This is a genomic window from Streptosporangium sp. NPDC004631, from assembly GCF_053601935.1.
This window is the reverse complement of the sequence record NZ_JBSGCR010000021.1, coordinates 49,868-67,854: the sequence shown is the minus strand read 5'-3', so window position 1 is coordinate 67,854 and position 17,987 is coordinate 49,868. Positions and strand designations below refer to the sequence as shown.

Sequence of the window (17,987 nt, the reverse complement as noted above, 5' to 3'; positions counted from 1 at the left end):
GCGGCGAGGCCCGGAGTCGTCGCGGGAGGCGGAGGACGACCTTTCCGGGCCGGTGGCGGCCCGCGTGCGAGAAGCGGTGCGGCCGTGCGGGGGGTTCCCGCACGGCCGCACCGTCGTTCCTCCGGCGAGGCCCGTCACCCCGGCGGACGAGGCCGCCGGGGAAGGGTCAGCCCGCCGTCCGGGCGGTGCCGGGCCCCCTCCCGTCGCCGGCGTCGTCGGTCTCGCCGACGAGCAGGTCGGCCGCGCGGGCCATGACCTCGGGGCGGCGGCTGCGCAGCACCAGCATGTAGACCACGCCGACCAGGATCAGCGCGACCGTCAGCAGGGGCAGGTAGCTGTAGGGCGCGTCCTGGCCCGGCTGGAAGTCTCCCCAGAAGGGGATGGCGAGCACGGCGACACCGACGATCGGGGAGATGAGCCGTGTGAACACATGGCCCCGTTCGCCGGCCCGGCGGTCCTTGAACCACTCCACCACGAGTGCGATGTTGGTCATCACGTACATCAGCAGGAAGCCGATGGTCCCGTAGGTGCCGAGGAAGCTGGAGGCGGTACCCGAGTCGGTGAACAGGGTGGACAGCGCCCCGATCGCGACACTGGGCACCACGAACGCGATGGCCGCGATCCAGGGTGTGTTGAACCTCGGGTGCAGCCGCGCGAGACCGCGCCACCACAGGCCGCCCCGGGCACCACCGAAGATCACTCGGGAGGTCTCCAGGTTGGCGGCGATGTAGGAGCTGGTGATGCTCGACATGAACACCCAGGTGACGATCACCGCGATGAACGGCACGAAGACGTGGCTCGCGGTCACGAACGGGTTGGCGTCCTTGGTCATCGCGTCGATGTTGTCCGTGCCGAAGGCGATCACCAGGGCGTAGGAGCCGAGCACGTAGACCAGACCGCTCACGAACACGTTGGAGAGCAGCGCGATCGGCACGTTCCGCCGGGGGTTCGCGGTCTCCTCGGCGAAGGGCGCCGCCGCCTCGAAGCCGCCGTAGGCGAGCACGGTGAGCGAGAGCGCCAGGGCCAGCGTCTTCGGGTCGGTGACCCCGTCCAGGGTGAAGGGCAGCAGGCTGAGGCCGTTCTTCCCACCCTGGACGAGGACGCCGATGATGAAGACGGCCAGCACCACGATCTCCACGATGTAGAGCGCGATCGTGGTGCGCATGCCGAACTTCAGCCCGAGGATCGCCGGCAGAAGCACGATCACGCCGTAGCCGATCGTGATGAGCGCCGTCGCCCCGCTGAACTGCGGGCCGCCCAGGATGTTCTCGCGGATGTAGTCGCCGACGAAGACGTAGATGCCGCCGAAGGCGATGATGTAGCCGAGCAGGGCCACCACCCCGGCCACCACGCCCATGGGCGCGCCCAGGGCTCGGGTGATGAAGGTGATAAAGGACCCTGAACTTGGATATTTACGGGAAAACTGCGCGAAGGTGTTAGCGGTCGCGCCGATCCCGAACATGGCGATGAGATAGACTAGCGGAGTGGACACCCCCACCAGTCCGGCTACCAGTACCGTGCTGAAAAGGATGTTGAAGAACGGGCCGACCTGCGCCAGGCCCGGCATCATCACCCCCAGGAGACCGAGCTTGCGGTGCTCGAACTCCTCCTCGTTTTCGAGGGTCTGTTGCTGTGACAAGGTGGTGCTCCCTGCTTCATCCGGCCGGTGAGTCGGCGCGGCGGTGCTTGTTGAGGAACTGGAGGAGTGCGGCGTTGAACTCCTGGGGGTGCTCCCACAGACATGCGTGACCCCCGCGAGTGGTCGTCCACTCGGCGTCCGGGATGGCCTCGCACAGCCGGCGGGAGAGTCTGACCGGGATGAGGATGTCCTCCTCACCGGCCTGCACCAGCGTCGGGACGGTGATCCCCGGCAGCCGGTCCGTCGTGTCGTGCCGCTGGATGACGTTCAGCTGGGACAGATAGGCCTCGACCGGCCAGGGCATGGCGGCCATCTCGGTCTCGAAGTCCGCGAGATCCGCGGGACGGGTCTCGAAGAAGTCCTGGGTGAACGCCCAGAGCGTCACCTCGCGCATGATGAACGGCACGCCCTTCACCGGCGCGAGCTCCTCCCACCCCTTGAACAGGCGGGAGCAGAAGGGGCCCGGTTCGGCGTAGGTGCACGACAGCACGAGGGATCGCAGGTCGGCGCCGTGGTTGATGGCGTACTCCTGGGCGATCATGCCACCCATCGAGGTGCCCATCAGGTGGAAGTCCGTGACGCCGAGACGGTCGACGAGCGCCTTGGTGTCGTCGGCGAGCATCCGGCTGGTGTAGGCGCCGGCCGGCTTGCTCGTCCGGCCCACGCCCCGGTTGTCGAAACGCAGGACACGGTAGCCCGCCTCAAGGAGAGCCGGGACCTGGTAGTCCCAGGTCGTCAGGTCGTCGGCCAGGCCGTTGACCAGGACGACGGTCTCGGGCCCGTCTCCTTCGAGCCGGTAGTTGATCTCAATGTCGTTGACCGCCGCAACTGGCACGGGGATTCCTTTCTGTCGGGCCGGATGGTGGTCGGAGGTGTCGGGCGGGTGATCTCAGGTGGGTTCACCCGGGTGGGGCTCCTCGTCGCGGATCCGCGCGACGAGGTCGCGGAGCGTGGACTCGGTGGTCAGCGTGAAGTGCTGGGCCGCGATGGTGCCCGCAGCCTGGTCACGTCCCTCGATGATCGCCTCCGCCAGCGCGGCGTGCTGGTCCAGCGCGGCCCGGCGGAGGTCGAGGTTGTACGGTTCGCTCCGGAAACCGAGGTTGACCGCGTCCCGCATGCGCTGACTCAGCTTCACCAGGTAGGGGTTGTGGGTGGACCGGGCGATCGCCAGGTGGAGGGCCTCGTCGGCGGCGCGGGACGCCTCCCGGTCGTCACCGGCCTCGCGGTACGCCCTGAGCGCGCCCTCGATGGCGGCCACGTCCTCGTCGGTCCTGCGGCGGGCCGCCACCCCGGCGATCATCTCCTCCACGCAGGCGCGGCAGTCGAGCATCTCCTCCATCGACCGCCAGGTCGGCAGCAGTGTCCTGCGGATCTTCTGCGGCGAGTTCGGGCCCCAGGCCGTGGCGACGAAGGCGCCCCCGGTGCGGCCCCGCCGTACGGTCACGTAGCCCTCCGCGGCCAGGCGCTGGATCGCCTCCCGGACCGACGAGCGGCTCACCCCGAGCATCGCCGAGAGTTCGCGTTCGCTGGGCAGGCGCTGACCGGGCACGAAACCGCCCAGGGCGATCGCGGTGACGAGCCGGTCGGCGATCCGCTCCCCGGCCGAGGGCATGTCCAGGGGCTGCAGCAGCGCGTCGATGCCCGTCGGCTCGGCCTCGACGAAGATCTCGGCGAACAGGTCCCCGGTCGCCGGCGCCTCGGAGGATCCGGAGAGCCCGGCGGAGGGGCCGCCGGGCGGGGTGGGGGAGTCGGTCGTGGTCACTGGGCGTCCTCACGCTCGTGGTGCCGGAGGCGGGTGTCCTCCGACAGCAGGGTGGGGATGAGGCGGGCGAGGGTACGGGCACCCGCGACGATGCTCGCGAGCTCCACGGCCTCGTCCACACCGTGCATGTTGCGCACGTTCGGTCCGTAACAGAGGGCGGGGCGGCCGAACTGGTTGAGGTAGAAGCGGGCGTCGGTCGTGGACCCGATCGCGTAGGCGCGCGGGGCGGTGCCGTGCGCGGCCCGGTGCGCGGTGGCGACCGCGGTGACGAGGGGGTGGCCGGGGTCCAGGGAGTAGCCCTCGGCCCGGAAGCCCGAGGGGCGGACGGTCGGCGGGTGCTCGGCGAGCCAGGGGTCGGCCTTCGCCTCCCGGAGGATCGCCTCGCGCACCGTCTCCTCGGCGCGCGCCGGTGACCAGGACCGGGGGAATCCGATCCGGACCGACGCCCGGGCGCGGGCGGGAACACTCGACGTCCAGTCGCCCGAGGACACCTTGCCGATGTTGATGTTGTAGGGGTGGGTGATCGAGGCGAACACCGGGTCGGCGGTCTCCTCGTTCAGCCGGTGCTCGAAACGGCGCAGGGCGTCGAGGAGCAGGATGAGGGAGGCGACCGGGTTGCCGGAGCGGTCGGCCACCTCGGCGTGACCGCCCGCCGACCCCACCTCGACGTCGATCCAGAGAATCCCGATCCCGGCCACCAGGATGTCGAGACCGGTGGGCTCCATGAGCAGCACGTTGTCGCCCAGGATGCCGGCACGTCCGGCGGCGAGCGTCCCGTGGCCGGTGCACTCCTCCTCCACCACGCTGAGGAAACCGAGCGGCCCCGGCAGGCCGACTCCGGCCCGCCGTAACCCGTCGATCGCGAGGGCGGCCATCGCGAACCCGCTTTTCATGTCGCCCGCGCCCCGGCCGTACAGCCAGCCGTCGCGCCGGACGGGCACGAAGGGGGAGGATCCCCACAGGTCGGCGTCCTGGGCGGGCACCACGTCGATGTGCCCGTTTAGCAGCAGCCTCGGAGTGCCGTCACCACCGGTGGCGCCGTAGACGTCGTGCCGGCCGGTGTAGGGGATCTGCGGCACACCCGAGGCGGGGTCGTCGGTGATCGAGGCGGGGATCGGGACGCGGCGCACCTCGAAGCCGAGACGGACGAGCTCCTCGGCGACCACCTCCTGCGCCCCGGCCTCCTGACCGACGGTGCTCGGCGCCGCGACCAGGCGCTCCAGGAAGCCGAACGCGTCTTCGGCGTGCCGGGTGACGGCGTCGTCGACCCGTGTTACGTCCCGCTCGGAGAGCGCGCCCCTCATGGAAACCCCGTCTCGCTAAATGGTCCAAAGTTCAGGCTATTAATCCATGGGCCGGGAACGGACGTCAAGATGTCTCGGCCGCGGACTTCGACATCGGCCGACGAGCCGCCTTCGACCCCGGCCCCGAGTCCGCGCGATCCCCCCGCGGCGGCCCCGCAGGGCGGCACGGAGTCCCCACGGGCCGGGGCAGGGGTCCACACGGGCCGGGAAAGGGGAAAACCATCCGCCGTCGGTGATCGGCTCGCGCCCCGGTGACGGTCCGGTGGCGGTCCGGGGACGTGGGTGGCGATATGAGCGGCGGTGGGGCCGGTTGCGCGGGTATCCCGCGGGCCGGCGGCATCACCGGATGTCCCCCCGTGACGTCGGTGTCTCACCCGTGCCGACGGTGGGGCGAGGCGGCGGACGGGTGCCGGAGACCCCGCCGGGATTCAGCGCCGGGCGCTCGCCGTGAGCCGATCCCGGAGAAACTCCCTCAGCACCACGGCGTTGTTGTGCTCGGTGTCCTTCGCCCCGTACAGGAGGGTGACCGGCCCCTGTCGCGCGGCCTCCAGCAGCGGGCGCACCGCGTCCGGTTTCCCGTCCAGTTCCCGCCGGTAGCGGAGGCGGAACTCGTCGAAACGCTCCGGGCGGTGCCCGAACCAGAGCCGCAGTTCCGGCGAGGGGGCGACGTCACGCGCCCATCCCGCGAGCTTGAGATCCTCCTTGCGGACACCGCGAGGCCAGATCCCGTCGACAAGAAACACCGCCCCCTCGGTCGGCTCCGTACCGTACGCCCGGCTGATGATGATGTCCCCCATCTTGCCTGCCTACCCAGGATCTCCCGCGCCTACCCAGGGCCCGCACGCCGTGAGGCGGGTGCGACCACGTGCCGTCCGCGCCACACGTCGGCACCGGGGCGTGATCGGGGGGCCGGGTGCGGCGCGGCCCCGGTTTCCCGGGGGAGGGAACCGGGGCCGCGGGGGAGGTCAGGAATTGGTGATCTTCACGTCGTCGACCCCGGCCTCCAGGAGGCTCGGGGTGGAGGTGTCGGCCGCCTCGATCAGGATGCGGACGGGCTGCCCGGCGAAGCCGGAGAGGTCGGCCGTCGCGGTCTGCCAGGCACCGGCCCGGTTGGAGGCGGCGCCGAGCTGCTGGAACACCACGGCGTTCGCCGAGCCGGACACCACGCGGACCCGGAGGTAGTCGCCGCCGCCGGAGTTGTTGAGGTGCGCGAGATACCAGGAGAACGACAGGGTCGGTGTGCCGCCGGGAAGTACGATCTCGGGTGAGCGGATGCTCGTCACCCCGCCGTCGACATCGTGGTCACCGGGGGAGACGCCGGCCAGGCGGCCGGTGACCAGCCCGCTGGTTCCGCTGACGGTCGTGCCGAGCTGGAGGGCCGTGGCACCCGAGGCGGTCGCCTCGGGGTCGCCGCGCTCCCACGCTCCGCTGACGGCGGTGTCGGTGCCGGAGGGGTTCGCCGTCCAGCCGAGGTCGGTCTCGAAGGTGTCGCCGAAGACGGCGCCGGTCGCGGAGCCGACGGTGAGCCCGAAGGTCGCCGTCCTGTCGACGCCGGTTCCGTTACCGGTGACGATCACGTTGTAGGAGCCGGGCGCGGTATCCGCCGGAACCGAGATCGTCAGGGTGGAGGAGCCGCCCGAGGACATCGACGCCGGGTCGAAGGAGGCGGTCGCGCCGGCGGGCAGGCCGGACACCGAGAACGCCACGCTCTGCGCGCCCCCCGAGGTGGTCTGGGTGCTGACCGTCGTGGCCACCTGCCCGCCGGGCTGCACGGTCGCCGAGGCCGGGCTGAGCGTCAGCGAGAAGTCGCCGGCCGCCGCGCAGCCGGTGGGCTCGCCCGCCGCGGCCGGGACGTTGACGGCGGTCCAGGCCGCCCTGGTCACGTTGAACTCGTTGCAGGATCCGGGGAAGAGCTGGATCGCGGCCTCCAGCGAGGCCTTGCGGACGAGCTGGTGGGTCCAGGTCGTGGTCTTGCGCTGCAGCGCCCCCATGAAGATCTGTCCGGCCTTCTGGATGCCGAGCCCGGTGACGGTGGAGTTGTCGCAGGTCGGGCTGACCGGCTGGCCGTCGGTCGGGTTCGTGCCCTGGGAGAGCAGGTAGAACCAGTGGTTCTGGACACCGGCTCCGGCGTGCACCTCCAGGTTCGGCACCGAGGCGGAGTAGCAGTCGGGGTGACCGGCGATCTGCGACGGCTTGTGCATGTAGCGGATCGGCCCCCTGCCGACCAGGTCGACCCCCTCGCCGACGCTGAAGTCCGGCGGGTCGTACTGCGCGGGCTCGTTGGCGTAGTACTCGGTCAGCGCGCCGAAGATGTCACCGGTGGACTCGTTGAGGCCGCCCTTCTCGTTGCCGCCGTTCGAGCCGCCGGGCGTGGTCTGGAAGACGGCGTGGCCGTACTCGTGGGCGACCACGTCGATCGGCGTGGCCTGGCGGCTGCCGTCCTGGGAGTGACCGAAGTTGGTGTAGCTGCCGTTCCAGTAGGCGTTGACGTCGGGCAGGCCCACCCGGGCCGGGAAGCCGCCGCCGTTGCCGTCGATGCCGTTGCGGCCGAGCCAGTCGCGCAGCATGTCCCACTCCTGCTGGGCCGCATAGAGCGCGTCCACGCAGGCGGTCTCCAGGTCGGTCCCGGAACCGTTGCCCCAGACGTCGGTGACGCCGGTGTAGGCGTAGCCGTCCTGTTCGCCGCAGCCGAGGCCGTTGCGTACCGGATCGGTCATCGAGTACGAGCCGCCGGAGCCGCTCGTGCCGATGGTGACCGGGCCGTTGTAGTAGCTCGTCCCCTGGCCGTCCATGACCTCGTCGGACTTCTCCACGACCTTGCCGGTCAGGGCGTCGACGAAGACGTGCAGTCTGCTCTCGCGGCCCCTGTCGGTGCCGCCGACGACGACCTCGTAGGCGAGCCGGCCCGAGCCCTGAGCCATCACCGACAGCTTCGGCGTGGAGACCTGGGCGGCCTTGTCGATCTCGGCCTTGGCGATCTCCGCGGCCCGCTGCGCCCGCACCTTCGGGGTGGTTCCGACGTTCAGCCTCTGGGTCTGGGCGATCGACGTGCTCAGCACGCCGCCGCTCGCGTTGGTGACGACGACGAGGTCACCGCCGTGGACCGGAAGGCCGGAGTAGGTGCGGGTGTAGGAGACGTAGTTGAGCCCTCCCCTGCCCGCGACGGCGTCACGGCGGAGGAAGCGGTCCTTGGCGGATGCCCGCAATGCGGCCGGCCGGGCCTCGACCAGGCGGTCGGCCGACTGGGCGGCGGCGACGGGAGGAGCGGTGGGCGGGGCGAGAGCGGTCAGTCCCGAGGCTCCGGCCGATGCGGTGGACAGTGCCACGACCACGCTTGTCGAGGTGGCCACTAGCGCAAACGCGAGAGAGCTTCTCACGCGGTGCTCCTTCTGATGAGCGACGGGCCACGGTCCGATGCCGGTGGGGGGATCACGACCCGTCGGATGAGCGGGATACGAGCCCGTCGGCGCGTCCACGGGTGCCATGTGCTTGTGACCATGCACGGTGGGGCGGAGGGGCCCGCTGGTTCTGATGGGGCTGATCCGCATTCGACTCTCTTCGCAGAGTTGTGTCAACATTTCAGTCAATAGTGTGAAATTCACGGTTTATGAGTGAATTTGTTACCTGCTGCGCCGCGCCAGTTCGGCGCGGTGAAGGCGGCCCGCGGTCACCGCGCCGGCACCAACCCGGAGGGAACGTTCCGTCCGGGTGTCCTATGGCGTTGCTAGGCTGGCGCGATGGGCATCACCTGGGATTCGGAGAGTTCGGGTGTTCTGCGGTTCCCGTCGGGGCGATTGATACGGGGGCGAGGATTGCGCCGGCCGCTTCCTCCCGGGCCCAAGCCGGCCTTTGGGCTTTATCTATTGGGACACCGGCCGCCGGATGCCGAGTGGGAGAGCCGGTGGGTGCGCTGGCCGGACTTCTGGCTGCCGTCGAACCCGGGCGCGGCGGCGGAGGCGTTGCGGGAGGCGTGGGAGCGCGCCGAGGGCGAGCGGGTGGAGATCGCCTGCTCCGGGGGGCGAGGGCGGACGGGAACGGCGCTGGCCTGTATGGCGGTGCTCGACAGGGTGCCCGCGGGGGAGGCGGTCGCCTACGTCCGGGAGCATTACGCCCGGCACGCGGTGGAGACCCCCTGGCAGCGTCGCTTCGTCAGTCGCTTCGACCCTGGAGCACCGGTCGTTTAGCCGTCAGGCGGCCGGCTGCCGGGCGACGGCGCGGAGGTTGTGGACCACGGCGGTGCGGAGCGGGTCGAACAGGTTCCCGCGGGTGCCGCGGTGGCGGGCCCGGCGGTCTTGCCGGCGGCCGATGCGCGATCACCCCCAACGCCTTACGCGGGGTGTGTCACACGACCGGCGCCCTAGATCCGGCTGAGGGCGGGCAGCACGTAGATCTCGGCGGCCGGAGGCAGGGCACAGTCGAGGCCGCCGAGTTCCCGGGCGTTCTCCCCGCAGACGAACACGCTGATGTGGCGGCGGACGTCTCCGTGGTCGTCGCGGATCCGCCGCTCCAGCGACGGATGTGTACGGCGGAGCCTGTCGAGGGCGGCGCCCAGCGTGGGGTGGCCGCCGTCGCGGTCGGCGACCGCGAAGAGGCGGACCTCCACCATGTCGCCCGCCCAGGGGCCCAGGGCGGAGGGGAGCACGAACCTCACGAGCGTGACGGGCCTGGCCATCGACCATCTCCCTCCGGATGCGGTCTCATGCTGCCATGTCGCCACCTGTCCCGTCCCGGGCCCGGCGAATCACGCTGCGGGGCCCGGGACGGTCGGTCAACCGGCCGGTGCCGGCCCGGTGCCGGATCCGGAACGGTCCTCAGCGTTCGCCGTGGACGAGGTCCCGCCGGATGTCGGCGGACGGCACCCCGTTCCGCTGGAGCCTGCGGACCGTCTCGTCGACCATGGCGGCGGGACCGCAGACATAGACCTCGTGGCCGTTCCAGTGGTGGAACCGTTCCATCACCTCGGGCACCTGCCCTCGCACGCCGTCGTAGCGGGGGTCGCGCGAGACCACGGGCACCACCCTCAGCCAGGGGAAGTCCGACTCCATCCTGGTCAGGTCGGGCAGGTCGTAGAGTTCGCGCGCGGTGCGCGCGCCGTGCAGCAGGTGAACTCTGGGCCGCCGGCCCGACTCGATCACGTGCTCCAGGATGGCCTTGAGCGGGGCCAGTCCGGTGCCCCCCGCCACGCACAGGATGTCGCGCCCGGAGCCCGAGGGGGTCATCGCGCCGAGCGGGGAGCCGAGCGTCAGGGTGTCGCCGACCCGGGTGTGCCCGACCAGGGCGGTGGAGACCCAGCCGCCCGGAACCGCCCTGACGTGCAGGCGGATGGTGTTGTCCTCCCTGGGCGCGTTCGCGATGGAGAACGCGCGCCAGACCCGGGGCCAGCGCGGGGTCTGCACGTTGACGTACTGGCCGGGCAGGTACGGCAGGCGCTCGCCGGTCCGCAGGGTGATCACGGCGATGTCCGGGGTACGGAGTTCGTGGTCGATCACCTCGGCCGGCCACCAGGCGGGGGAGTCCGCTTCCGACTCCGCCGAGTCGATCATGATGGTGGCCGCGGCGCTGTACGCGGCCACCCACGCGGCCTCGATCTCGGGGTTCCAGATCTCGGCGGCGAAGCGCCGGACCGTGGCCAGCAGCGCGTTGCCGACGGCGGTGTAGTGCTGGGCGACGACCCCGTACTTGCGATGGTCCCTGCCGAGCCGGTTGAGGAAGGGGGACAGGCTGTCCGGGCTGTCGAGACTCCAGACGATCCTGGTCAGTGCGCTGAACAGGCGGTCGCGCTGGATGTCCATCGCCGGCGGGAACATCCCCCGCAGATGCGGGCTCTCGGCGAACAGGCGGCCGTAGAAGTACGCCGCGGCCTTTTCCGCGACGGGTTCGACGACGGCGAAGCTTTCCTTGACGAGACGCGGATTCAAAGACATGGAATAGAACCCACCCTAATCGACCGGACCGAAATCCGGTCGCACAGATCAACCTCCTGACGGCTCCGGGTGAAGAGCGTCCGGCGGCCCCGGCACACCAGAACGCTCAAATTTGAGTCTTCCATCACCTTGTGGGGGTCACAATGGTTTCTCGGCAATATGATGGGGGTTCAAACTATCTGTAATTGATGTGTGATTTTGGGTGACCATGCCATTGTGTGGCGGTAGAGCTGGGCGAGTAAAGGTGATATTTACTCGCGACCCATGGTTTATACGCTCTGTGGATCTCTGTCGTGCCGCTCCGCGGAGGTGTCCGGAGGCCGGTCAGCCCGCTCCCGGACGCCGGGCCGGCTCCAGGTGAGATGACACTGATATCCGAAATACGTGACATAACCGAAATGGTGTACGCCATGATGGGGGGGCTGCTGGAGATGGGATGGGTGCCGCCCGGAACAGGAGGCACCGCGTTCCGCATGGCCCTCTGGAGAACGCATGTCCCGACCCTTGATTGGTATAACCGCCTACCTTGAGGCCGCCCGCTGGGGCGACGGAGTCCGCGAGGCCGCCCTGTCGCCACCCTCCTACGCCCGCGTGGTCGAGAGGGCGGGCGGGGCCCCGGTGCTGCTGCCCCCGCTGAACCTGGGAGGCATCGACGACTACGTACGGACCCTGTCCGGCCTGATCCTCGCCGGGGGCGGCGAACTGGACTCCACCCTGTACGGCGCGGCCCACGAGGAGCGGGTCGAGGAGCCGCAGCCCCATCGCGACCGTTTCGAGCTGGCCCTGGCCCGTGCCGCCGTCCGGGCCGGTCTGCCGCTGCTCGCCGTCGCCCGGGGCATGCACGTCCTGAACGTCGCCCAGGGCGGCTCCCTGATCCCGTGGCTGCCCGACGAGGTCGGGCACGACCGCCACGCCGAGGCCGGCCGTACGCACCTCGTCCAGATCAGCGTGTCGAGCAAGGTGGGCAAGGCGATGGGCGACCACGCCGAGGTGGTCGCGTCCCACCACCAGGCGGTGAAACGGCTCGGCGCGGACCTCCTCGCGGTGGCGTGGGCCGACGACCAGATCGTCGAGGCCGTCGAACTTCAGGGACACCCGTTCGCGGTCGGCGTCCAGTGGCACCCGGAGCGCACCGAGGACAACCGGCTCGTCGAGGCGCTGGTCGAGGCGGCCGGGCGCACCGCCCGCCCCGGTCCTCAGGCGGGCTCGGCGGGGGAGGTCCGCGGCCTGCGCGCGTGATAGACGAAGGCGGGGGGAAGGTTGCCCCACACGGTCCTGCCCGCGACGACCTCCTCGAAGGTGTCGTGCAGACGCCGCCGGAAGCGCCGCGCGGGCCGCATGCGCTTGGCGAAGCTGTAGGCGAAGGTGGTGAAGGCCGCGTTCGGCCCCATGATCGCGGTGACCGCGTTCAGCAGGCCGGCCTGCGTCTCCTCGGAGAACGCCGCCCAGGGCAGCCCGCTCACGATCGCGTCCGCCCGGTCGAGACCGCGCTCCCGCAGCAGCTGGGGCAGCCGCGCGGCGTCGCCGACCACGACGTCCACCCCCGGATGCCGGGCCGCCAGAAAGGCGGCCAGCCTCGGATTGATCTCAACCGCCAGATGGTGCCCCCGGCCGGCCAGCCGCCGCTGGATCTCCCCGGTGAACGCCCCCGTTCCCGGACCGAGCTCGACGACCACGGGGTCGCCCCGATGGGGGACCGGGGTGGTCACCGTCTCGGCGAGCCGCTGCGAGCTCGGCGCCACCGCCCCGACGGTCCCCGGGGAACGTAGCCACTGCCCCAGAAAGAGCGTGGTGTCATTGGTCATGGTGTGAAGGGTAGATGCTGAATCGAGCGTGTGACCCAGCCATTCGGCCGATTTCGCGGCCGTTCGGAGGAGGATCCGCCCCCTACCTCAGGAGGAGGAGCCCTCCCCGCGGTCCGGTCATTTTTTCCCATGATTCGACCGTGAACCTCCGCGGCCCGGCGGGCGGTGCGGCGGCGGTGAATCCACCACGAGGCGGATCGGGCGGTCAGCCCCCAGGCTGACGACCCGGCGGGTCACCCGTGGCCACGATGTGTTCATCGATCACCACAGGAAGGACACATCTCATGCAGGAGGTCATCTCCCAGGTGCCCGCGTCCCAGGGCCCCCCTGTCTCCGCGGGCCTGCTGTACGGCCTGCGCGTCCTGGTCACCGCCCAGGCGGTCGCCCTGGTCGTCGCGGCCTCCTTCGCGGGCCAGGCCGTGCGGGGCGGGGCGGATCCGGCCGAGACCCACGTCATGGCCGGGATGGTGGTGCACCTGATCGCACTGCTCCAGGTCGTCGCGGCCGTGCTGGTCTGGCGGCCGGGCCGGGGCGCCGGCTGGCCCGCCCTGGCCAGCCTCGGCCTGTTCCTGGTGGGCATGGGCCAGCACTTCAGCTGGGACCTGCTCGGCGCCCACGTGCCCAGCGGTCTCACCCTGTTCGGTCTCACCGTGGCGGTGCTGGTCTGGGTCTGGTCGCCGCGCGCCGCGGTCCGCCGCTCCTGACCCGCCCCGCCTCCGGCACGCCCCGCCCCCGCCCTCGTTCCCGGGCGGGGCGCCTCCCCCGCTCCGTGCCCCGCTCCCGTGCCCCGGGCGCGGCACTCCGGCCCCCGCCCGGGCCCGCGCTCCTCGGACCCCCGGCCTCCGCCGGGTCCTTCCCGGCCACCTGGCGGCCACCGCGATCCGACGCAGTAGGGTCGGCATCAGGTCCAGGGAGGGAGACATACGGGTGGAGCCGGAAGCATCGGCGGCGGAAGACCGCGTCTGGACGGTTCCCAACGCGCTGAGCCTGGCCAGGCTGCTCGGCGTGCCGGTCTTCCTCTGGCTGGTGCTGGGCCCCAAGGCCGACGGCTGGGCGGTCGCCCTGCTGATGCTGGCGGGCTTCTCCGACTGGCTCGACGGCAAGATCGCCCGCGCGTGGAACCAGACCAGCAGGCTCGGCCGCCTGCTCGACCCGCTGGCCGACCGCCTCTACATCCTGGCGACCCTGTTCGGGCTGGCCATGCGCGAGATCATCCCCTGGTGGCTGGCGCTGGCGATCCCGCTGCGGGACGTCATGCTGCTGGGCATCCCGCTCGTGCTGCGCCGTCTCGGGTACGGCCCGGCGCTGCCGGTCCACTTCCTCGGCAAGGCCGCCACCGCCAACCTGCTCTACGCCTTCCCGCTGCTCTTCCTCGCCCACCACGACGCCTGGTACGCCGACCCGGCCCGGATCGTGGGATGGTCGCTGGCCATCTGGGGCACCGGCCTGTACTGGTGGTCGGGGGTGCTGTATTGGGTACAGGTGCGTCAGCTCGTCCGAGGAGCCAGACGCATTAAGAGGTGATGTGTGAAGGCCGTCGTGATGGCGGGCGGGGAGGGAACACGGCTCCGGCCCATGACCGCGAACCAGCCCAAACCGCTGCTACCTGTGGTCAATCGGCCGATCATGGAGCATGCGCTGCGCCTGCTGAGACGGCACGGGTTCACCGAGACCGTGGTGACCGTGCAGTTCCTGGCGCCCCTCGTCCGCAACTACTTCGGCGACGGCGACGAGCTCGGCATGAGCCTGTACTACGCCACCGAGGAGACTCCGCTCGGCACCGCGGGCAGCGTCGGGAACGCCGCCGACAGGCTGCGTGACGACCGCTTCCTGGTCATCTCCGGTGACGCGCTCACCGACATCGACCTGACCGACATGGTCCGGTTCCACCGCGAGAACGGCGCCCTGGTCACCATCGGGCTCAAACGCGTGCCCAACCCGCTGGAGTTCGGCATCGTCATCGTGGACGACCGCGGCCGGGTGGAGCGCTTCCTGGAGAAGCCGACCTGGGGCCAGGTCTTCTCCGACACCGTCAACACCGGCATATACGTGATGGAGCCGGAGGTTCTCGACGAGATCGCCGCGGGCCCGCCGGTCGACTGGTCGGCGGACGTCTTCCCCCGCCTGCTGACGCGCGGCGCCCCGCTGTACGGCTACGTCGCCGACGGATACTGGGAGGACGTCGGCACCCACGAGAGCTATCTCAAGGCCCAGGCCGACGTGCTGTCCGGCCGGGTCAAGGTGGAGATCGACGCTTTTGAGGTCTCACCGGGCGTCTGGGTGGCCGAGGGGGCCTCGGTGGACGCCGACGCCGTGCTCAAGGGGCCGCTCTACATCGGCGACTACGCCAAGGTCGAGGCGGGGGCCGAGCTGCGCGAGTACACGGTGCTCGGCAGTAACGCGGTGGTCCGCGGGGGCGCGTTCCTGCATCGCGCGGTCATCCACGACAACGTCTACGTGGGGCCGGGCGCCCACCTGCGCGGCTGCGTCGTCGGCAAGAACACCGACCTGATGACCGGGGTCAGGATCGAGGAGGGCGCCGTCATCGGCGACGAGTGCGTCATCGAGGCCGAGGCGTACGTCTCCTCGGGCGTCAAGGTCTATCCGTTCAAGACCATCGAGGCGGGGGCGGTGATCAACACCAGCCTCATCTGGGAGCCGCGCGGCCAGCGCAGCCTGTTCGGCCCGCGCGGGGTGTCCGGCCTGGTCAACGTGGAGATCACTCCCGAGCTGTGCGTACGGCTCGCCGGCGCCTACGCCACCACACTGCGCAAGGGCGCCTCGGTCATCACCTCCCGGGACTCCTCCAGGGCCGCCAGGGCGCTGAAGCGGGCGGTGATCAGCGCCCTGAACGCCAGCGCGATCAACGTGCTCGACTTGGAGGCGGCCCCGCTGCCGGTCGCCCGTTTCCACACCGCGAGGGAGAACGCGGTGGGCGGCATCGCGCTGCGCACCACCCCCGGCGACCCGCAGAGCGTGGACATCGTCTTCATGGACGAGTACGGCGCCGACCTGTCCCCGGCGGCCCAGCGCCGGCTGGACCGGGTCTTCTCCCGCCAGGAGTACCGCCGCGCGTTTCCCGGGGAGATCGCCGAGCTCGGCTTCCCCGCCAGGGCGATCGAGGACTACACCCACGAGCTGCTGCGCCGCGTGGACGTCGACGGGGTCCGCGACGCCGGGATGAAGGTCGTGGTGGACTGCGCGGGCGGCACCTCCTCGCTGGTGCTGCCCAGCCTTCTCGGCCGGGTCGGCGTGGAGGTGCTCACCGTCAACAACCGGCTGGACGAGGCGTCGCCCGCCGAGACCCTCGCCGAGCGCCGCCGTGCCCTGCAACGGCTGTCGGAGCTGGTCGGCTCCTCCAGGGCGGCCTTCGGGGTGCGGTTCGACCCGGTGGGGGAGCGGGTCGCCCTCGTGGACGAGACGGGTCACCTGATCAGCGAGGAGCGTGCCCTGCTGGTCGTGCTGGACCTGGTCGCGGCCGAGCGGCGCGGTGGCCGGGTGGCGCTGCCGGTCACCACCACCCGGGTGGCCGAACAGGTCTCCCGGTTCCACGGGGTGCGGGTCGAGTGGACCTCCACCGCGACCGACGCGCTGACCGCCGCCGCCGGGGAGCAGGGCATGATCTTCGCCGCCGACGGCCGCGGCGGCTTCGTCGTGCCGGAGTTCGGTCCCAGGGTGGACGGCATGGCGGTTTTCCTGCGCCTGCTCGGCCTGGTCGCCAGGACCCGGCTCTCGCTCAGCCAGATCGACGCCAGGATCCCGGAGGCCAGGCTGCTGCGCCGTACCGTCCCGACCCCCTGGGCAGCCAAGGGGGCGGTGATGCGCTCGGTCGTCGAGGCCGCCGAGCGCTACCGGATAGACACCACCGACGGGGTGCGGGTCGTCGCCGAGGACGGGAGCTGGGCGCTGGTGCTGCCCGACCCGGCCGAGGCGGTCACCCACCTGTGGGCCGAGGGGGGCGACGCGGACTCCGCGCAGAGCCTGCTGGAGCACTGGGCCCGGATCGTGGAGGAGGCCGCGGCCACCTGACGGGCCGTCCCGGCGGGGTGGATCCGGGGCCCGCGGGCGTCCCGGCGGGCGGATCCGGCCCTTCTCCACCGGGCCGAGTGCGAAAACCCAGCGCGGCGGCATGGACCCGGGACGCCGACCGGCGGTAACTTTGTCACCGACCGAACCTGCGGTCGAGCGTCTACCTTGATCTTTGCGTCTCATCGGTGTATGTTGCGGCATTCGCAGTCTGAGCAAATACGTGAGAAGCGATGATAGCGAGGCGCGCATCACTGAGTACCGTTGCCGCGTCTTCGCGGTAGGAGGCCGAGCCGATCGATGCCCAGCGTCTACTGCACGCAGTGCGGTCATGCCAATCCTGAGGATGCCCGTTTCTGTTCACGGTGCGGGTCGCCGCTGACCAGGACCGAGACCCCCGGAGACAGCACTTCCACGATCTCCCTCTCCGGGATCGAGGCCTACGAGGCGGAGACCGGGGAGACGCTTCTCGCCGAGAGGCAGGCGGTCGAGCAGTTGCCGCCGGGCACCGCCCTGCTGGTCGCCATGCGCGGTCCCAACGCGGGCAGCCGCTTCCTGCTCGACAGCGACCTCACCACGGTGGGTCGTCACCCCGAGAGTGACATCTTCCTCGACGACATCACCGTCTCGCGCCGGCACGTGGAGTTCTACCGGCGCGGTGGCGGCGTGTTCACCGTCCGTGACGTCGGCAGCCTGAACGGCACCTACGTCAACCGCGAGCGGATCGAGGAGGTTCCCCTGTACGGCGGCGACGAGGTGCAGATCGGCAAGTTCCGGCTGGTCTTCCTCACCCGTGGCGCCGCTGGAGGATGATGAGCTCCCAGGCGGCTCGTTCGCACATGAGCATCGGGGAAGTGTTGGCCCTCCTGCAGGGTGAGTTCCCCGACGTGAGCATCTCCAAGATCCGCTTCCTGGAGGGCGAGGGGTTGATCGAGCCGGAGCGCAGTCCCTCCGGCTACCGGAAGTTCAGCTACGCCGACGTCGAGCGGCTCCGCTACATCCTCGGTGAGCAGCGTGACCGCTACCTGCCACTCCGCGTGATCAAGGACCGGCTTGAGGCCGCCGACCGTGACGAGCGCCCGGTCGCCCGCCCGCGTGCCGTACCCGGCGACGTGACCACCGAGGTCCGCCTCACCCGCGAGGAGCTGCTGGCCGCCGCCGAGCTCGACGAGGAGACCCTCGCCGAGCTTGAGGACTTCGGCCTGCTGGCGGCCGTGGCCCGCTACTACGACGCCGAGGCCCTGGCCGTGGCCCGCAGTGTCGGGGCCCTGGCCGCCTTCGGGCTGCGCGCGCGTCATCTGCGGGCGGTCAAGGCCGCGGCCGAGCGCGAGGCCGGGCTCGTGGAACAGGCGGTCGCGCCGCTGCTGCGCCGCAGGGGACCCGGCGCCATCGATCGGGCCGATGAGACGGCCAGGGAGATTTCCGGCCTCCTGCTGGAATTACACGCCTCCCTGCTGCGTTCCGGCGTGCGTGGGGTTCTGGGCCGGTGAGAACCTGACCAGCCACTCGTACCCCTACGAGTGTTAC

Annotated in this window: 16 protein-coding genes; 7 read left to right on the top strand and 9 right to left on the bottom strand. The window is 70.8% G+C overall.

The window, feature by feature from the left end; all coding sequences use genetic code 11:
• Positions 1-166: 166 nt before the first annotated feature.
• The 6 genes from ACWEF2_RS21100 to ACWEF2_RS21075 all read right to left on the bottom strand — a co-directional run bounded on the left by ACWEF2_RS21100 (position 167) and on the right by ACWEF2_RS21075 (position 8,082).
• A complete protein-coding gene (locus tag ACWEF2_RS21100) occupies positions 167-1,639 on the bottom strand; it encodes an APC family permease (protein ID WP_453817583.1) in 1,473 nt (490 codons plus the stop codon).
• A gap of 16 nt (positions 1,640-1,655) precedes the next feature.
• The gene (locus ACWEF2_RS21095; RefSeq protein ID WP_453817581.1) at positions 1,656-2,474 is read right to left on the bottom strand and encodes an alpha/beta fold hydrolase; all 819 of its coding nucleotides are present in this window, start codon (positions 2,472-2,474) and stop codon (positions 1,656-1,658) included.
• Positions 2,475-2,528: 54 nt separating this feature from the next.
• Positions 2,529-3,401: a FadR/GntR family transcriptional regulator gene (locus ACWEF2_RS21090; protein ID WP_453817579.1), complete on the bottom strand. Its 873-nt coding sequence runs from the start codon at positions 3,399-3,401 to the stop codon at positions 2,529-2,531.
• Positions 3,398-4,705 (bottom strand): ArgE/DapE family deacylase, encoded by a 1,308-nt coding sequence (locus tag ACWEF2_RS21085; protein WP_453817577.1) that lies wholly within the window; start codon positions 4,703-4,705, stop codon positions 3,398-3,400. Before ACWEF2_RS21085 ends, ACWEF2_RS21090 begins: the two co-directional genes overlap by 4 nt.
• Positions 4,706-5,133: 428 nt before the next feature.
• Positions 5,134-5,502 (bottom strand): DUF488 domain-containing protein, encoded by a 369-nt coding sequence (locus tag ACWEF2_RS21080; protein WP_355594477.1) that lies wholly within the window; start codon positions 5,500-5,502, stop codon positions 5,134-5,136.
• Between the two features lie 168 nt (positions 5,503-5,670).
• Positions 5,671-8,082, bottom strand: a complete 2,412-nt coding sequence (locus tag ACWEF2_RS21075; protein WP_453817575.1) for a M4 family metallopeptidase — start codon at positions 8,080-8,082, stop codon at positions 5,671-5,673.
• A gap of 360 nt (positions 8,083-8,442) precedes the next feature.
• Between ACWEF2_RS21075 and ACWEF2_RS21070 the strand changes: the two genes are divergently transcribed.
• The gene (locus ACWEF2_RS21070; protein ID WP_453817573.1) at positions 8,443-8,889 is read left to right on the top strand and encodes a protein-tyrosine phosphatase family protein; all 447 of its coding nucleotides are present in this window, start codon (positions 8,443-8,445) and stop codon (positions 8,887-8,889) included.
• A 173-nt stretch (positions 8,890-9,062) separates the two neighbouring features.
• Here the strand turns inward: ACWEF2_RS21070 and ACWEF2_RS21065 are convergent, their stop codons facing one another.
• Complete coding sequence (locus ACWEF2_RS21065) at positions 9,063-9,377, bottom strand: molybdopterin synthase sulfur carrier subunit (RefSeq protein ID WP_453817571.1); 315 nt, start codon at positions 9,375-9,377, stop codon at positions 9,063-9,065.
• A gap of 139 nt (positions 9,378-9,516) precedes the next feature.
• The gene (locus tag ACWEF2_RS21060) at positions 9,517-10,629 is read right to left on the bottom strand and encodes an FAD-binding oxidoreductase (RefSeq protein ID WP_453817569.1); all 1,113 of its coding nucleotides are present in this window, start codon (positions 10,627-10,629) and stop codon (positions 9,517-9,519) included.
• A 492-nt stretch (positions 10,630-11,121) separates the two neighbouring features.
• On the opposite strand from ACWEF2_RS21060, the gene ACWEF2_RS21055 reads away from it, so the two are divergent.
• Complete coding sequence (locus tag ACWEF2_RS21055; protein WP_453817567.1) at positions 11,122-11,868, top strand: gamma-glutamyl-gamma-aminobutyrate hydrolase family protein; 747 nt, start codon at positions 11,122-11,124, stop codon at positions 11,866-11,868.
• Here the strand turns inward: ACWEF2_RS21055 and ACWEF2_RS21050 are convergent.
• Complete coding sequence (locus tag ACWEF2_RS21050) at positions 11,826-12,434, bottom strand: class I SAM-dependent methyltransferase (RefSeq protein ID WP_355594465.1); 609 nt, start codon at positions 12,432-12,434, stop codon at positions 11,826-11,828. The two genes, ACWEF2_RS21055 and ACWEF2_RS21050, sit on opposite strands and share 43 nt — an antisense overlap.
• Positions 12,435-12,718: 284 nt before the next feature.
• Between ACWEF2_RS21050 and ACWEF2_RS21045 the strand changes: the two genes are divergently transcribed.
• The 5 genes from ACWEF2_RS21045 to ftsR all read left to right on the top strand — a co-directional run bounded on the left by ACWEF2_RS21045 (position 12,719) and on the right by ftsR (position 17,950).
• The gene (locus tag ACWEF2_RS21045; protein WP_453817565.1) at positions 12,719-13,138 is read left to right on the top strand and encodes a hypothetical protein; all 420 of its coding nucleotides are present in this window, start codon (positions 12,719-12,721) and stop codon (positions 13,136-13,138) included.
• A gap of 223 nt (positions 13,139-13,361) precedes the next feature.
• Positions 13,362-13,958, top strand: coding sequence for a CDP-alcohol phosphatidyltransferase family protein (locus tag ACWEF2_RS21040; RefSeq protein WP_355594461.1), 597 nt, complete (start codon positions 13,362-13,364; stop codon positions 13,956-13,958).
• 3 nt (positions 13,959-13,961) lie between these two features.
• On the top strand, positions 13,962-16,463 hold the full coding sequence (locus ACWEF2_RS21035) for a sugar phosphate nucleotidyltransferase (RefSeq protein ID WP_453817562.1): 2,502 nt from the start codon (positions 13,962-13,964) through the stop codon (positions 16,461-16,463).
• Positions 16,464-16,760: 297 nt separating this feature from the next.
• Entirely contained in the window at positions 16,761-17,273 is a 513-nt protein-coding gene (locus ACWEF2_RS21030) for an FHA domain-containing protein (RefSeq protein ID WP_355594457.1), read from the top strand.
• A complete protein-coding gene (gene ftsR, locus ACWEF2_RS21025) occupies positions 17,270-17,950 on the top strand; it encodes a transcriptional regulator FtsR (protein ID WP_453817560.1) in 681 nt (226 codons plus the stop codon). Before ACWEF2_RS21030 ends, ftsR begins: the two co-directional genes overlap by 4 nt.
• Positions 17,951-17,987: the final 37 nt, after the last annotated feature.

Coding starts and splice junctions, on each gene's coding strand:
- ACWEF2_RS21085 (WP_453817577.1), bottom strand. CDS start 4,705: ATGAGGGGCGCGCTCTCCGAGCGGGACGTAACACGGGTCGACGACGCC.
- ACWEF2_RS21080 (WP_355594477.1), bottom strand. CDS start 5,502: ATGGGGGACATCATCATCAGCCGGGCGTACGGTACGGAGCCGACCGAG.
- ACWEF2_RS21070 (WP_453817573.1), top strand. CDS start 8,443: ATGGGCATCACCTGGGATTCGGAGAGTTCGGGTGTTCTGCGGTTCCCG.
- ACWEF2_RS21065 (WP_453817571.1), bottom strand. CDS start 9,377: ATGGCCAGGCCCGTCACGCTCGTGAGGTTCGTGCTCCCCTCCGCCCTG.
- ACWEF2_RS21060 (WP_453817569.1), bottom strand. CDS start 10,629: ATGTCTTTGAATCCGCGTCTCGTCAAGGAAAGCTTCGCCGTCGTCGAA.
- ACWEF2_RS21055 (WP_453817567.1), top strand. CDS start 11,122: ATGTCCCGACCCTTGATTGGTATAACCGCCTACCTTGAGGCCGCCCGC.
- ACWEF2_RS21050 (WP_355594465.1), bottom strand. CDS start 12,434: ATGACCAATGACACCACGCTCTTTCTGGGGCAGTGGCTACGTTCCCCG.
- ACWEF2_RS21045 (WP_453817565.1), top strand. CDS start 12,719: ATGCAGGAGGTCATCTCCCAGGTGCCCGCGTCCCAGGGCCCCCCTGTC.
- ACWEF2_RS21030 (WP_355594457.1), top strand. CDS start 16,761: ATGCCCAGCGTCTACTGCACGCAGTGCGGTCATGCCAATCCTGAGGAT.
- ftsR (WP_453817560.1), top strand. CDS start 17,270: ATGATGAGCTCCCAGGCGGCTCGTTCGCACATGAGCATCGGGGAAGTG.